The 14735-nt window shown below is 47.4% G+C and carries 14 protein-coding genes; 6 read left to right on the plus strand and 8 right to left on the minus strand.

Annotated features, from left to right (window positions below):
• Nucleotides 1–159: 159 nt before the first annotated feature.
• Nucleotides 160–1704, minus strand: coding sequence for a GNAT family N-acetyltransferase (locus AC1MEO_RS07545; protein WP_480335374.1), 1545 nt, complete (start codon nucleotides 1702–1704; stop codon nucleotides 160–162).
• Between the two features lie 132 nt (nucleotides 1705–1836).
• Between AC1MEO_RS07545 and AC1MEO_RS07550 the strand changes: the two genes are divergently transcribed.
• From AC1MEO_RS07550 to AC1MEO_RS07560, 3 genes are read left to right on the plus strand one after another with little or no spacing between them, the layout of a single operon-like run.
• Nucleotides 1837–2262, plus strand: a complete 426-nt coding sequence (locus tag AC1MEO_RS07550; RefSeq protein ID WP_480335376.1) for a disulfide oxidoreductase — start codon at nucleotides 1837–1839, stop codon at nucleotides 2260–2262.
• A 2-nt stretch (nucleotides 2263–2264) separates the two neighbouring features.
• On the plus strand, nucleotides 2265–2735 hold the full coding sequence (locus AC1MEO_RS07555) for a thioredoxin family protein (protein ID WP_480335377.1): 471 nt from the start codon (nucleotides 2265–2267) through the stop codon (nucleotides 2733–2735).
• 54 nt (nucleotides 2736–2789) lie between these two features.
• Nucleotides 2790–3635, plus strand: coding sequence for an RluA family pseudouridine synthase (locus AC1MEO_RS07560; RefSeq protein WP_480335378.1), 846 nt, complete (start codon nucleotides 2790–2792; stop codon nucleotides 3633–3635).
• A gap of 36 nt (nucleotides 3636–3671) precedes the next feature.
• On the opposite strand, the gene AC1MEO_RS07565 is transcribed toward AC1MEO_RS07560, so the two are convergent.
• Entirely contained in the window at nucleotides 3672–4502 is an 831-nt protein-coding gene (locus AC1MEO_RS07565; RefSeq protein WP_480335380.1) for an aldo/keto reductase, read from the minus strand.
• A 148-nt stretch (nucleotides 4503–4650) separates the two neighbouring features.
• Between AC1MEO_RS07565 and AC1MEO_RS07570 the strand changes: the two genes are divergently transcribed.
• Nucleotides 4651–5952, plus strand: a complete 1302-nt coding sequence (locus AC1MEO_RS07570; protein WP_480335381.1) for an NCS2 family permease — start codon at nucleotides 4651–4653, stop codon at nucleotides 5950–5952.
• Between the two features lie 41 nt (nucleotides 5953–5993).
• On the opposite strand, the gene AC1MEO_RS07575 is transcribed toward AC1MEO_RS07570, so the two are convergent.
• The 3 genes from AC1MEO_RS07575 to queG form a co-directional block, all read right to left on the minus strand.
• Nucleotides 5994–6302: a hypothetical protein gene (locus tag AC1MEO_RS07575; protein WP_480335382.1), complete on the minus strand. Its 309-nt coding sequence runs from the start codon at nucleotides 6300–6302 to the stop codon at nucleotides 5994–5996.
• A 328-nt stretch (nucleotides 6303–6630) separates the two neighbouring features.
• Nucleotides 6631–7104, minus strand: a complete 474-nt coding sequence (trmL, locus tag AC1MEO_RS07580; protein WP_480335383.1) for a tRNA (uridine(34)/cytosine(34)/5-carboxymethylaminomethyluridine(34)-2'-O)-methyltransferase TrmL — start codon at nucleotides 7102–7104, stop codon at nucleotides 6631–6633.
• 9 nt (nucleotides 7105–7113) lie between these two features.
• Nucleotides 7114–8259 carry a tRNA epoxyqueuosine(34) reductase QueG gene (gene queG / locus AC1MEO_RS07585; protein WP_480335384.1) on the minus strand — a complete coding sequence of 382 codons (1146 nt, stop codon included), beginning with the start codon at nucleotides 8257–8259 and terminating at the stop codon, nucleotides 7114–7116.
• A gap of 65 nt (nucleotides 8260–8324) precedes the next feature.
• Between queG and AC1MEO_RS07590 the strand changes: the two genes are divergently transcribed.
• Entirely contained in the window at nucleotides 8325–8987 is a 663-nt protein-coding gene (locus tag AC1MEO_RS07590) for a B3/B4 domain-containing protein (RefSeq protein ID WP_480335386.1), read from the plus strand.
• Between the two features lie 313 nt (nucleotides 8988–9300).
• Nucleotides 9301–10347, plus strand: coding sequence for a C45 family autoproteolytic acyltransferase/hydolase (locus AC1MEO_RS07595; RefSeq protein WP_480335387.1), 1047 nt, complete (start codon nucleotides 9301–9303; stop codon nucleotides 10345–10347).
• 20 nt (nucleotides 10348–10367) lie between these two features.
• On the opposite strand, the gene AC1MEO_RS07600 is transcribed toward AC1MEO_RS07595, so the two are convergent.
• From AC1MEO_RS07600 to AC1MEO_RS07610, 3 genes are all read right to left on the minus strand, one after another.
• Entirely contained in the window at nucleotides 10368–11447 is a 1080-nt protein-coding gene (locus AC1MEO_RS07600; RefSeq protein ID WP_480335388.1) for a C45 family autoproteolytic acyltransferase/hydolase, read from the minus strand.
• A 182-nt stretch (nucleotides 11448–11629) separates the two neighbouring features.
• Nucleotides 11630–11815, minus strand: a complete 186-nt coding sequence (locus AC1MEO_RS07605; RefSeq protein ID WP_480335390.1) for a hypothetical protein — start codon at nucleotides 11813–11815, stop codon at nucleotides 11630–11632.
• A gap of 36 nt (nucleotides 11816–11851) precedes the next feature.
• A complete protein-coding gene (locus AC1MEO_RS07610; protein WP_480335391.1) occupies nucleotides 11852–14533 on the minus strand; it encodes a cation-transporting P-type ATPase in 2682 nt (893 codons plus the stop codon).
• Nucleotides 14534–14735: the final 202 nt, after the last annotated feature.

Below are 14735 nucleotides of genomic sequence, written 5' to 3' on the forward strand. Positions count from 1 at the left end.
GAACTAATAACCCTCACCTGTAGCTATTCTACAAACCAACTGCGCATTCCTGCGAAGATTGAATCTGAAGCGCCTTATCTAACTAAATTCTTAAGGTTAGCCTCTAGTTTAGCAAATAATCAAAAAAAAAGCCGCTCCCATTTTTGGGAGCGGCTATGGTTAGTCTTTTTTGTATTCTACTCGGTAAACATCGTGGCGGCGGTCTTTTAATTGCTTGACTGTCCCATTTTGGCGCTGACGACGAAGGATTTCCAAATCGACGTCTCCAATCAGCACCATTTCCAAGTTGGGATTGGTTTCGCCGACAATTCCGTCGCGTGCAAATTCGAAATCGGATGGAGCAAAAATACCCGATTGAGCGTATTGGATATCCATATTTTCGGTTTGCGGCAAGTTGCCGACAGTTCCGGAAATGACGGTATAAATTTGATTTTCCACTGCGCGGGCCTGTGCACAATAACGGACACGCAGATAGCCTTGGCGATCTTCCGTACAGAATGGAGTGAAGATGATATTCGCGCCCATATCTGTCGCGATTCGCGCCAGTTCAGGAAACTCGATATCATAACAGATCTGGATGGCGATTTTACCGCAGTCGGTATCAAAGACGCGGACGGAATCTCCTGCAGAAATCCCCCACCATTTGCGTTCATTTGGTGTGATGTGGATTTTATACTGCTTATCGATGGACCCGTCACGGCGGAACAAGTACGCAATGTTGTAGATTTCATCGTCTTCTTCTTTGACGAAATGCGATCCTCCGATGATATTGACGTTGTAACGGACAGCAAGGTCTGTAAACAACTCGATATACTGAGGCGTATATTCGGTCAATTTGCGCACTGCCTGGCTCGGCGATGGCTCGTTTAGGAATGACATCAGCTGCGTCGTGAAGATTTCAGGGAATACCACAAAATCCGAATGGGCATCTGAAGCGACGTCCACAAAATATTCAACCTGATTGGCCAAATCGTCGAATGATTTGATGGCGCGCATCAAATACTGCACGACACAAATCCGGACCGGCAAACTGGTTTTGAAATGGCGCTTGGATATCGGCTTGTAATCGACATTATTCCATTCCATCAGAGTGGCGTATTTGCCTGATGCCAAATCATCCTGCAGGTAATTCGGGTTGATGCGCATCAATTGGAAGCCGTTCATCAACTGGAATGTTAAAACGGGGTCATAGATTTTATGGCGGGATACAGAATCCACATATTCCCGCGGCGACATTTCATCCGCGTGCTTGTGGTAGTTCGGAATGCGCCCGCCAATGATGATGGACTTCAAGTTTAATTCGCGCGCAAGTTCTTTGCGGGCTTCATATAAACGCTGTCCAACTTTCATCCGGCGGTATTCCGGGTGCACCATGACTTCAATGCCATACATATTATAGCCGTCGGGATTATGGTTGGTGATGTACCCGGCATCGGTTACATCATCCCAAGTATGGCGGTCGTCGTATTCATCAAAGTTAATCAACAAACTCGAACAGGAGCCAATCACTGTGCCGTCCAATTCAGCGATCATCTGGCCTTGAGGGAAAACTCCCAAATGGCTTCTTAATTGTTCTTCTTTCCAAGGATCCATTCCAGGAAAGCATAAACGCTGCATTTCAAGAATGGCATCTATATCTGCATAATTCATTTCACGAATGATCATGCTTTTTTCAAAATGGGATAAATCGAATTGTTCTGCCACAGTACAGCTCTCCTTCACAAAAGTTTCAAACTTTATTATATAGGAATATAGCGCAGGTTGATATTATTTTACTTGTACCACGATAACATTTATAATTCTATGGAAGTATTTTTTGAAAAGAGGGAACACCAAATGACGAAACGCCAGGAAAATGTTTTGCTTTCCATGTGGGTGGTGGCTCTTATTGCCACGTCAGGTTCGCTTTATTTTTCTGAAATTCGCGGCTATGCCCCATGCGAACTGTGCTGGATCCAACGCATTTTTATGTATCCACTGGTTATCGTCATTGGAGTCGCCTATGTACAGAAGAATGTTCGAATCGCAGCGACCACGCTGATTTTCGCTATCGTTGGCGGAGGGATTTCCCTTTACCATTATGGCTTGCAGAAGCTCGATTTTTTGGCAGACTCGGCGCCATCCTGCGGACAGGTCCCATGTACAGGGGAATATATCAATCTTCTCGGATTCATCACCATTCCATTTTTGGCGTTGACTGCATTTATCCTGATCGCCGGAATGAGCATTTATTTATGGAAGTCCCTTAAGGAGGAAAAATAAAAATGAAGAAATTATTGATCATTGCGGGAATTGTCATTGTCATTTTTGCGGGAATCGTTTTTTTGACGAATCAGGCAAACGATGACAAATTGGCGGACAACCCGTATGATACAGAAGATTTGGAACAGGCAACAATCGACCAGTTGGACGATGAAAACTACCAGAACATTGTCCTGCCAGCGGAATTGGACGAACAGATTGCCAGCGGCGATCCGACTACGGTTTATTTCTACAGCCCGACTTGCCAGTATTGCCAACAGACCACACCTGTTTTAATGCCGGTTGCTGAAGACATGGATATAGACGTTTTGCAGTATAATCTGTTAGAGTATGAACAGGGCTGGCAGCAATACTTGATCGAAGCTACACCAACACTGATCCATTACGAAAATGGCGAAGAAGTTTCACGTTGGGTCGGCGCACAGCCGAAAGAGAATATTGAACAATTTTTCAACGATGTAGTTAAAAAATAACTGACAAAAGGATCATGTGCCTTGCGCATGATCCTTTTTTATGGAGGAAACCAGATGACTTGGAGTTATGAAATCAAAGATGACAGCATGACCGTCGAAGAATTGCTGAGAACCGAATGGGGCCTTGGCAAGAAAGTGGTCCATCAAATGCGTATGGCCAAAAGCGTCAAAAATGAAAAATTCCAGGAAGTAATCTGGAAAGAGCCATTGCCAGCAGGCACGATCCTGCAGTTCGACTTGCCGCCTGCCGACTCTCCTTATGAGCCGAAACACGATGTGGAGCTTCCCGTCCTGTTCGAAGACGATCACTTTATCGTGGCCCGCAAACCGAAAGGCATGGCTACGCATCCCAATGAAGTCGGACAAACCGATACTTTCATCAATGCCATCCTTGGCCACATCATCCGCAACGGCGGATCGTACGGCGAGCATGTCCACCGCTTGGACCAGGGAACTTCCGGCCTGTTGATGGTTGCGAAACATCCTGTCGCTAAAAACGTGCTGGACCGCATGCTGGAACAAAAACAGTTGGTTCGTGATTACGAAGCTGTCGTCAAAGGCAAAGTCCATAATAAATCCGGCACCATCGAGTTCCCGATCGGCCGTGACCGCCATCACCCGACTCGCCGCATGGTTTCCCAAACGGGCCAAAGCGCCGTGACGCATTACCGCGTGTTGAAGCAAATGGAAGGCAAATCTTTGCTTCACCTGACGCTTGAAACAGGACGCACGCACCAAATCCGTACCCACCTTTCCCATATCGGCCATCCGATCGTTGGAGATACCCTGTACGACGGACCGCCGACACAGGACGGCGCCTATCACCTGCATGCTTTCCGCATGTCGTTTATCCACCCATTCACCAATGAAAAAGTCGTTGTCGAAGATTCAGCAAGATAAAAAAAGCAAGTTCCTTTTCGGGGAACTTGCTTTTTCTTATGCTTTAATTTCGTCTGGATGTGTTCCGCTGCGCCAATCCTGATTCAGCCCGTCAATCCCGTTCATCTCTTCTTGCGATAAAGAAAAATCAAATACCTGCGCATTTTCTTTGATGCGCGACGGCGTCACTGATTTCGGGATGACAATCAGATCACTTTGCAAATGCCAGCGGATGATGACTTGTGCAATCGACTTGCCATGCATTTTGGCGATTTCCGATAGCACCGGATCTTCCAACAGACGCCCACGCGCCAGTGGAGACCAGGAAGTTACCGCAATGTCGTGATCAGCACAATAGCTCCGCAGTGGTTCCTGCGTCAACTGGGGATGCAATTCAATTTGATTGACCATCGGTTTGGTGTTGGCGGTTGCCAGGATCTTTTCCAGATGGTGCTGCTGGTGATTGGAAACGCCGATCGAACGGACCAGCTTTTCATCATAGAGGCGCTGGATGGCGCGGTATGTATCCACGTACTTCCCTTCAATCGCCCAATGCGTCAAATAAAGGTCCAAATAATCAAAGCCAAGACGCTTTAAAGAAGCTTCAAATGCGCGCAGTGTTTCATCATAGCCCTGGTCTGTATTCCACACTTTCGAAGTGATGAACAGCTCTTCCCGCTTGACGCCGGAATTCCGCACCGCTTCGCCCACTTCCGCTTCATTGTCATAAATCGTGGCCGTGTCAATCGCTCTATAGCCTTCACCAATTGCGGTGATCATGGCTTCCACTGCCGCCTCTTTATCAGTCATTTTATATACGCCTAAACCAAAGCGCGGCATTTCTACTGCATTATGTAAAGTTTTTGTTGAGTCGATTGCTAATTTCATTTTCATCATCCTTTCTTTTTCATTGTACAAATAATGTGCAATAAATTCGACTTTAAGGATTTCCCGAAAGACTCTTGCACTCTGCCAATAAAACGAATAATATATAGGTTGTCATTTAAAATCGTTCGTGTTTTGGGAGGAGCCCCTTATGTTTCATTTAAAAGAAAACAATACCACTATAAAGACCGAAATTACTGCAGGGATGACGACTTTCCTGACAATGGCCTATATTGTCATCGTCAATCCCGTCATTTTGGGTGCTGCAGGCGTTCCATTTGACCAAGTATTTTTGGCAACGATCATCGCTGCTGCCATCGGTACGCTTTGGATGGCGTTGGCCGCCAACTATCCAATCGCCATTGCGCCGGGCATGGGGTTGAATGCTTATTTCACTTCCATGGTGCTGGGATCAAACGGCGCCATCGACTATGTAACCGCATTTGCGGCAGTATTTGTCGCCGGCCTCATTTTTGTTTTATTGTCATTGACTTCGATGCGAAAAGTCTTGATCCAGGCCATTCCTGAAAACCTGAAGCATGCCATCACCGCCGGCATCGGCCTTTTTATTGCGTTTATCGGCATGCGGCTGAGCGGCTTGATTGTCGCCAATGAAGCCAATCTAGTCGGTTTGGGAGATTTGACTTCCCCGCCTGTAGCATTGACCCTGCTTGGGTTGTTGATTACAGTCATCTTCATGTCCCTGAACATCCATGGCGGAATTTTTTACGGAATGATCGTGACCGGAGTCGTCGCCTTTTTCACCGGCCAATTAAAGTTCGAAGGCGGCTTGATGCAATTGCCATCATTGCCTGAAGGCATCCTGATCTGGAACCCCGTTGAAGCGCTCCAGCTGGTGATTGAATTCGGACTCTACGGGGTCGTCTTTTCGTTCCTGTTGGTGACGTTGTTCGATACGACCGGCACCATGATCGGCGTGGCCAAACAGGCAGGCTTGATGAAAGACAATAAAATGCCGAGAATGCGCCAAGCTTTGCTGGCCGACTCTATCGCAGCCACAGCAGGCGCCATGGTTGGGACCAGCCCGACTTCCGCTTATGTTGAATCTTCAGCAGGAGTTGCTGCCGGCGGACGGACCGGACTGACCAGCTTGACGGTTGCCGTGCTGTTCATCATCGCCGCGTTTTTCGGCCCCTTGGTCGGAGCTTTGTCCAATGTGGCAGCGATAACGGCACCGGCATTGATCATCGTCGGAAGCTTGATGATCGGTGCGGTCAAACACATTGAGTGGGAAGAATTCGACGAAGCGTTCCCGGCGTTCCTGATAGTCCTGGCAATGCCGCTGACTTCCAGCATCGCAACTGGCATCGCTTTCGGATTCATCTCTTATCCCTTGATGAAAATCTTTAAAGGCAAAGGCAAATCGGTCCATCCGATCCTTTACGTATTCGCTGTATTGTTTGCCATTCAATTGCTGATTGCGCCCCATTAATCAGCTGCAACAAAAAAACCGCCAATTGGCGGTTTTTTTGTTTAGATTCGCGCTCTAGCACCTGACATTGCTGCTGTAATCAACAAGACGGCTGCTGTAATCAAATGGAACACCCAACCAATACCCGGAATCCAGGCAATCAGACTTGTGATGATTCCAAGAATCGATCCTGATTTTGGTGAATACTCACGGAAACAGAAGAACAATGTTATCGCATGAAGTACGAACATAACACCTAAAGCCGTATAACCGGTGCTAATGACAAAACCCCCACCAATTAACGGAATCGCAAGAAACGCTTCGGCCAGACCTGTAATCCAAAGCAAAGCGACAGAAATTTTCATTTTCATTCGTTATCATCCCTTCTTTAACTTTCTTATCTAATACTATACGGATGAACACCGAAAAGGTTTCATTTTCCTTTCTGGATCTATCCTTTTCAGACCGTCAGAGATTATCCACATTTCAGCTGATGTACATATTTCATTTTTCCCGATTGTAAGCTATACTAAACAAAGATGCACATTTCAAGGAGGTCATTATTTATGAACTTAATCCTTATTTTAGGTGTTTGTGTTTCGTTCCTAGTAGCTATTTTCACTGCTGGATACGATGACAAGCCTGGAACAAACGAAAGAGAATAGTACAAAAGGACAGCGGAATCCGCTGTCCTTTTTTCTATTCCAAGCCAGGATAACCCTGCTGGCGCAGGGCTTCATACATCAGTATCGCTGCTGTGTTCGACAAATTGAGCGAACGGATATTATCATTCATCGGAATCCGCAGGCAATGATCCGGATTCTGTTCGATCAATTCCTTCGGCAACCCTTTCGTTTCCTGTCCGAAAACGAAGAAATGCTCCTTTTCTCTCTCCGAAAAGTCAAATGATGTATGCGGCTGCGCCCCGAACTTCGTAATATAGTAGAACTCCCCGTCTTGATAACGGTCAAAAAGCTCCTGCAGATCGTCGTAATAATGAATATCTACATGCTCCCAGTAATCCAGTCCGGCACGTTTCAGCATCTTATCGTCTGTCGAGAATCCGAGCGGGCGTATGAGATGCAGTTTTACTCCCGTCCCTGCGCATGAACGCGCGATATTTCCTGTATTTGCCGGAATCAGCGGTTGGTACAACACAATATGAATAGCCAAAACAGTCACTTATCCTTTCAATCCTTCAGCAAAAAATGCCAATCCTTTTTGAATTTCCTCTTGAACTTCTAACTCTTTTTCTTTCTCCTCGGCCTGTTTCAACGCCTCCAGGCCTTCAAGCGTTCCAATTTTACCAATTGCCCATGCCGCAGTGCCACGGATCACCGGCCGCTCGTCATTTTCCAGTAAATTGATCAATGCAGGAACCGCGGATGTGTCTTTGAAATGGGCCAGCGCCAAAATGGCGTTTCGCTGTATCGGCTTTTTGCCCCGCCACGAACCGGACACATATCCAAACTTTTCTTTAAATTCCCGGTTAGATATGGTCAGCAACGGCTCCAACAGCGGCTTGGCGATTTCCGGATCCGGTTCGAACTCTGCATGGATCCTATTGGCTTTGCGCTTGTTCTTCGGACAAACCGTCTGGCAAGTGTCGCAGCCATATAACCGGTTTCCGATCTTGCCACGGAACTCATCGGGCAGAAACCCTTTGGTCTGCGTCAAAAACGAAATACAGCGCTGGGCATTCAACTGCCCGCCTTCGACAATGGCACCTGTCGGACAGGTATCGATGCACAAACGGCAGTCGCCGCATTGATCTTCCATCGGTTCATCAAAACCGAACGGGATATTGGTGATCATTTCGCCGAGATAGACATACGAACCGAATTCCGGGGTGATGATATTGGTGTTCTTTGCGCTCCAGCCGATGCCGGCGCGTTCGGCCACTGCCCGGTCAGACAGCTCTCCTGTATCGACCATCGACCGCATCCGCGCTTCTGGGTAATGTGCAGCAATAAATGCTTCAAGCAGCGTCAGCCGCTCCCTGAGCGCCGCATGGTAATCCTTGCCCCAGGACGAACGGGAGAAGATTCCACGGCGCGCGCCTTTGACCCCCTGCGGTGCATCCGCCATCCGTGACGGGTAGGCGATGGCAATGGCGATGATGCTGACGGCTTCATTCAGCAATAGCTCCGGCCGCGTGCGTTTTTCCAGGTCCGATTCCTCAAAACCGGACTGGTAGTTCAGTTGCTGCTGGCGAATCAATTGATGCTTTAAGTTATAAAAAGGTTCTGCAGAAGCAAAGCCGATTTTATCAATTCCGATTTCCGAGGCATACGCAACAAGCTCTTTTTGAAACTGGTCAAGATTCATGTCGTAACCCCTCACTCAATTCTATGATACGATAATAAAAACCCCTAGGCGAAAGGAAGATTGCAATGAAACTGACAATCGATCCTCAAATAAATGAAATTCTAAACGATTTTAAAATTGGCGTCATTCATTATAACAATATCACCGTTTCCGATTCACCTCAAATGTTAAAAGGCCGTCTCCAGCTTTTTCAGGAGCAGCTGTACTTTGATTTGGAAGAAAAAGACCTGACGGATTTTCCTGGTCTGCTTGAATGGCAATTGATCTGGAAAGCATTGGGGGCCGATCCCAGCCGTTATCGCCCGTCTGCGGAAGCGCTGTACCGGCGCGTCAAAAAGCAGAATTACTTGTCGACAGTCGATTCAGCTGTAGACATGAACAGCTTCTTGTCGCTGCAATACGAAATCCCGCTCGGCCTCTATGATGCCGACAAACTGGAAGGCGATGTTGAAATCACGGTTGGCACCAGCGCAGACCGCTACGAAGGCCTGAATAACCGCGTCAACACACTGACTGGCATTCTGGTATCCAAAGATGCTGAAGGCGCGTTCGGCAGCCCCTACGTTGATTCTAAACGGACAGCAGTAACCCAACAGACAAAAAACGCATTACATATCTTTTATCTGCGCCCATCCATGGACAGGGATACGGCTTTGCAGCTGCTGACCGCTGCCTCCAATATGTTCACCGCCATCAACGGTGGAGATGCTGAGTTTTATGTGGTTTAACTTTACGGATTGAAAGACCGGCCTCTCGACTTAGAGAAGGCCGGTCTTTTTGCTGTTCTATTGATTTATTGATACATGCTTTTATTTTTTCGTTTTATTTTCACGGAATTTTTTTCTATTTGCCATGCTCCCCCTCCCCCTAACTTAATCCACGAGTACCGGCTAGCTTCAAAAAGCGCCCGGAGCGACGCCTATCTGCATGTCTTTTTATCCTAAAACTTCTACAAACTTCAACTATAAGCATATTCTTTTTCATTCATCCACGGATGCAGTAAACTCTTCTTACATTGATGAATAAAAGAGGGATTGACACGTGAAACGAGTGCATAGCGACATTGTCCAGTTTCGGGGAAGCCATTACGATTTTGGCCGGATGCAGGGAGAATTGCTGAAGGAATCATTGATTCTCCCCAATCGTAAAAAGCAGCGAAAGGCTTCCAGCCGCCATTTGATCATAGACGAACAACGCGCCAAAAATATATTGCTGACATTAGCACCGAGAGTTTGGGAAGAAATCAACGGCTTGGCCGAAGCCTTGGATTGGCCAATGCATGACGCCATCCGCGAGTTCGGCGGCTATTATTTGGAATACACGCGGAGCGGCTGCTCTATTTATACCGAATCCGATTTCATGGTCCGCAACTACGACAGTTCACCTGAAGGCTATGAAGGGCGATTTGCCTTATACCAGCCGACTGACGGCGGATTTGCGACCATCGGACCGACCATGCAGATCACGGGCAGGACCGATGGCATGAACGAAAAAGGTTTAGTGATGGGCTATAATTTCATTAATCGCCGAAATTCGGAAGACGGCTTTATCTGCAATATGATCGGCCGTTTGATTTTAGAGAATTGTGCCACGATCGACGACGCAGTGGAGTTGCTGAAAGAACTGCCGCATCGCCGCTCTTTCAGTTATGTGCTGTTGGACCGCACCGGAAAATCAGTGGTGGTCGAAGCCTCCCCGCGTTCTGTGGTGGTTCGTGAATCTGCTGTTTCCACCAATCATTTTGAATTGCTGGTGGAGGAAAACCGCTACCAGACAGATGACTCGCGCAGAAGAGAACAGATGATGCTGTCGCAGCAGCAAAATCAAATTGATGCCTATAGTGCTTTTCGGCTCTTGAATGACTCGGATAAAGGGGTCTTCTCGAAAAAATACAGCACGGCTTCCGGTACACTCCATACCGCTTCTTATTTCCAGCAGAGCCTGGAAGTCGGATTCGCCATCGGGCCGGACCGCCTGCCGCTCATGCTGGATTTTGAGAAATGGCTGCAAGGCGAAAGGCTTTACGCCAAACGCATCAATGGAAAAATTGATACACATCTGCCATTTGCCCATATGGTGGAACTATAAAACGAAAGGCGCTCAGCAATTTAAATGCTGGCGCCTTTTTCTTGTTTAGATAAAAACTGCTTGTCCATATGGGCAAATCCGATTTCTGTATCGATAGTTCCGTGTATTTTCTGGACGTCCAGATTTTGTCCCTGCAGCCAACTGCCGAAATCGAAAACGGTCGGGGGCTGATTACCGCCAAGCGCAAACCAGACACTCTTTTCCTTTGGCAAATAAAGCGAGGTATGAATGGTCCCTGCCCAGCTTTTATACAACTCTGAAAAGACTCCTTTGTCTGGATCATTGAACAGACGGAACGCCTGCAGTGCATCCTCGGTCTGGCTTTTTTGATTGCGGATGGCTTCCAGCCGGCCAAACGAGTCCTTGAGGTAATTGCGGTTTTCATGCTGCTGGATTTCAAAATGGTTGGTGCAGACATTGCTGATCCGGACATCGACCGCACGCGGGCTCGCTTCAATGATGCGCGTTTCACCGCTTGGGTCGGTCACGATATAGCTGAACGATCCACGGTGAGGAATTTCCTTCAGCAACGCCACAGCATCGTCGATGGTCGCACAGGTTTCCAGGATGATGCGGCCGATGAGGTAACAGACAAACCCATCCCCGGGTTTTTTCCGGTGTGTGAAGTTATAGCCCATCGCCAAACCTTTTTCGTTCATGCCGTCCATGCGGCCTGTAATGCGTGAAGTCGGTCCAATGATGGCGTAGCCCTGATCGTCCGGCTGAAACAGACTGAAGCGCCCTTCATAGGTCTGCGGATGAAAGTCATAGTTGCGGACCATAAAATCCTGGCCCGTAACAATCGAGCAGCCGGATGGCATGGCGTCGATCCGGAAGCCGCCGAAATCACGCAAAACGTCTTCCATCGGCAATTCGAGGCTCTCCTGCAGACCCGTCAGTTCATCCCATATTCCAGGGGCAAACTTGCGGTAGGCATCTTCCGTGTCCTGCACATCTATTTCAAATCTAGGCCTCTTCGCCTGCCATTGCTTAGTCCGGTTGTCTAAGGTAATACTATCCTTTAACAGCTCGCCTTGCTTGACTCCAAAGTCGTAATGGCTTCCTCTGAACTCCAAAATATTGCTATGTATAGGTTTCATCAAATTCTCCTTTTTGCTGCAGAATCACCGATTCTAGTTCAGCATACACATTTCCCGATCGAAACTCAAAAACTCCGCGCTGAACAACTCAAACAGACCAGAAAAATTCCCACCTCATCCACAGCGATAAGGAGGGAACAGCCACTGCATTTAATTGTCATCCTTCGTATGCACGCCGCAATTCACCAAGGTCCAATTTCTTCATCTGCAGCAGCGCTGCCATCACCCACTCCACTTTCTCTTCTGCCGTATCGTCCAGCATCCGATTCAACTCGAGCGGCACCACCTGCCAGGAAACGCTGAACCAGTCCTTCAGCGTTCATGTCAAACCAAAAATTCGGTGTAATCTTTTGAATTTTGGCATCCACAATTTTCTCCTTCTTTCCATTTAAAAACTGCAGCGGCTATGTATCTGTTTTAAGGAATTTCCCGGATTTTCTGTACTGGCGGACAACCCATTTCTCCAGTTCCACGATAATGAAGACGGACATGCCGATCACAAGCGGCCATATCCAAAACTGGGCTTCCAACGGCACGGTTCCAAGCAGGATATTCATAAAGGGCACGTAGGTAACCGCCAATTGCACAGCAATCAAGATGCCCGATACCAAGAACGCGATTTTATTCGAGAAAAAATCACGGTTCACTGCAAACTCTGTTTCGCTCCGGCAATTGAATAAATACATCAATTGCGACATCACCAATGCCTGCAATGTCATTGTATTGATGATCGCCGGATCCACCTGCTGGTCGGCCAAGAGCCTGTTCATTAATAGAATTCCACCACAGATGACAAATGATACGAAGGCCACACGGAAAATATAATAAGGACCGAGCAATTTAGCATTCGATTTTCTAGGAGGCCGCTCCATAGCACCCGGCTCCAGCTTCTCAAAGGCGATTGCCAGCGATATGGTGATTGCGGAAATCATATTCACCCACAAGATCTGTACCGCCGTCAACGGCAAAGTCGTGCCGAACAGGATGCTGACGAATATCAAAGCGCCTTCCGAAACATTCGTCGGCAGGATGAAGAGGATGGTCTTCTTCAGATTGTCGTAAACGCGTCTGCCTTCTTTCACCGCATTGACAATCGTACTGAAATTATCATCCACCAGCACCATTCCAGCAGCTTCCTTCGATACTTCCGTCCCTTTTATCCCCATGGCCACCCCGATGTCCGCACGTTTTAAAGCAGGAGCATCGTTGACACCATCCCCGGTCATCGCACAAACATGATTTTCAGCCTGCAGTGCTTTGACCAGCTGCAGCTTATTATTTGGACTGGTGCGCGCGAAGACATCGTAATTCAATGCAGCATGCGTCAATTGCCGGTCATCCATCCGATCCAGCTCTCTGCCTTCAAGTACACGCTTGCCGTCTCCTATGCCCATCTGAGCCCCGATTGCGACAGCTGTATCCTTATGGTCACCGGTGATCATCTTCACGATGATCCCGGCCTTTTTGCATTGCTGTATCGCTTCGATGACTTCTTCCCGTGGCGGATCGATAATTCCTGCCAATCCGATCAGCCTGAATCCAGATTCCATATCTCCCTGGTCAATAGAGAGTTTGGAAGTGCTGACTCCTTTGACAGCAGCCCCCATCAGCCGCTCGCCTCTATTGGCATGCTGATACATTTTGTCATGCCAACCTTCCCCTTCTCCAGCAAAAGATTCCAAATCGGCCATTTTCAATAAACGCTCTGGTGCCCCTTTTACATATATCCATTTACTGCCACCGTAGTCGACCAAAGCCGCCATGTATTTATAGCTCGAGTCAAACGGAATCTTTGACAGAATCGGCAGCCGGTCTACAACATCTTCCGCTTTTTCAGCGAGTGTAATGAGACAACCTTCTGTAGCATCTCCGCTAATGACCCAATGTCCTTGTTCATCACATCTTAAATAGGATTCATTGACCGTTTTAACAGCTGTCAGAAATTCCTGTAAATCCGGATGATCTTCAAGATTTGCTGATTTATTGTCATGAAGAATCGTCCCTTTTGGCGAGTAGCCGGTTCCGGTCACGGAAAATTCTTTATCTTTCAGCATCACCGAAGTGACGGTCATTTCATTTTTCGTCAACGTTCCGGTTTTGTCCGAACAAATTACCGTGACAGCTCCAAGAGTTTCAACAGATGGCAGATTGCGGACAATAGCATTCTTCCCTGCCATGCGCTGTACGCCAAGCGCCAAGATGATGGACAGCACAGCGGGCAGGCCTTCAGGAATCGCCGCTACAGTCAGACCGATAATGGCCAGCAGCAAATCGGCTGTTTCGTAATCATGGAACACGTAGCCGATGCCAAACATTACAACAGCACTAACGACAATAATCAGTGAAATCACTTTTCCGAAAGCCGCCGTCTGCTTTAATAGTGGCGTCTGCAATCCTTCTACTTCTTCCATTGAAGAGCTGATTTTCCCAAGTTCGGTATCTGCTCCGATTGCCACAACAATTCCCGTTCCGGAACCGGAAGATATTGTTGTCCCCGCAAACAGCATGTTCAAACGGTCACCCAGCCCTGTATCATCCGGCAGCATTGCCGAATTTTTTTCGACCGCTGTCGATTCGCCCGTCAGTGATGATTCCTCAACATTCAAATTGTCCGCTTCCAGAATCCGGATATCAGCAGGAATCCGATCACCTGCCGCAAGCACCACAATATCTCCAGGAACCAATTCGGCTGACAGCACTTCCTTCCTAACTGAACTCCGAAGCGTTGTCGCTTTTAATGACAGCATTTTTCGAATGCTGTCCAATGCCTTTTCCGCTTTGCTTTGCTGGATATAACCGATAATCGCATTGATTACAACCACCATCAAAATTACCGCTGTATCGATATAATGTCCTAAAAACAAAGTCACGACCGCTGCTGCAAGCAGCACGTAAATCAGCACATCATTAAAGTGCTTGAAAAACTTGATAAGCGCCGGGTCTTTCTTGGGCTCCGGCAGCTCGTTCGTTCCGAATTCCGCTTGCCGCTTGGCTACTTCTTCTTCATCCAGCCCACTCTCTATATCTGTACCAAAGAGCTTCAGCAGTTCAGCCGCCTCAATCCCATGCCAATTTCTTGCCTGCATAACCGTCCCTCTTTTCAATTATTAGAATGTACTGGTCTACTTTTTATTCAGATTAGTATAACATTTTATTTCACTTCCTATAAAGAATACATTAGTTCTTCTCACCATAGTGCTTCTTTACGTTTTCAAACGTTTTAATAACTGGTTCCACACTTTTATTCCCTTAAAATTAATTCGATTATTAATTCTTATATGTTGCACT

It is taken from the genome of Planococcus sp. BI3 (assembly GCF_056680115.1).

What these genes read in the sequence shown, in the direction of transcription:
- AC1MEO_RS07560 (WP_480335378.1), top strand. Translation starts at nt 2,790, where the DNA reads ATGACTTGGAGTTATGAAATCAAAGATGACAGCATGACCGTCGAAGAA.
- queG (WP_480335384.1), bottom strand. Translation starts at nt 8,259, where the DNA reads ATGAATCTTGACCAGTTTCAAAAAGAGCTTGTTGCGTATGCCTCGGAA.
- AC1MEO_RS07575 (WP_480335382.1), bottom strand. Translation starts at nt 6,302, where the DNA reads ATGAAAATGAAAATTTCTGTCGCTTTGCTTTGGATTACAGGTCTGGCC.
- AC1MEO_RS07610 (WP_480335391.1), bottom strand. Translation starts at nt 14,533, where the DNA reads ATGCAGGCAAGAAATTGGCATGGGATTGAGGCGGCTGAACTGCTGAAG.
- AC1MEO_RS07565 (WP_480335380.1), bottom strand. Translation starts at nt 4,502, where the DNA reads ATGAAATTAGCAATCGACTCAACAAAAACTTTACATAATGCAGTAGAA.
- AC1MEO_RS07570 (WP_480335381.1), top strand. Translation starts at nt 4,651, where the DNA reads ATGTTTCATTTAAAAGAAAACAATACCACTATAAAGACCGAAATTACT.
- AC1MEO_RS07550 (WP_480335376.1), top strand. Translation starts at nt 1,837, where the DNA reads ATGACGAAACGCCAGGAAAATGTTTTGCTTTCCATGTGGGTGGTGGCT.
- AC1MEO_RS07600 (WP_480335388.1), bottom strand. Translation starts at nt 11,447, where the DNA reads ATGAAACCTATACATAGCAATATTTTGGAGTTCAGAGGAAGCCATTAC.
- AC1MEO_RS07555 (WP_480335377.1), top strand. Translation starts at nt 2,265, where the DNA reads ATGAAGAAATTATTGATCATTGCGGGAATTGTCATTGTCATTTTTGCG.
- AC1MEO_RS07590 (WP_480335386.1), top strand. Translation starts at nt 8,325, where the DNA reads ATGAAACTGACAATCGATCCTCAAATAAATGAAATTCTAAACGATTTT.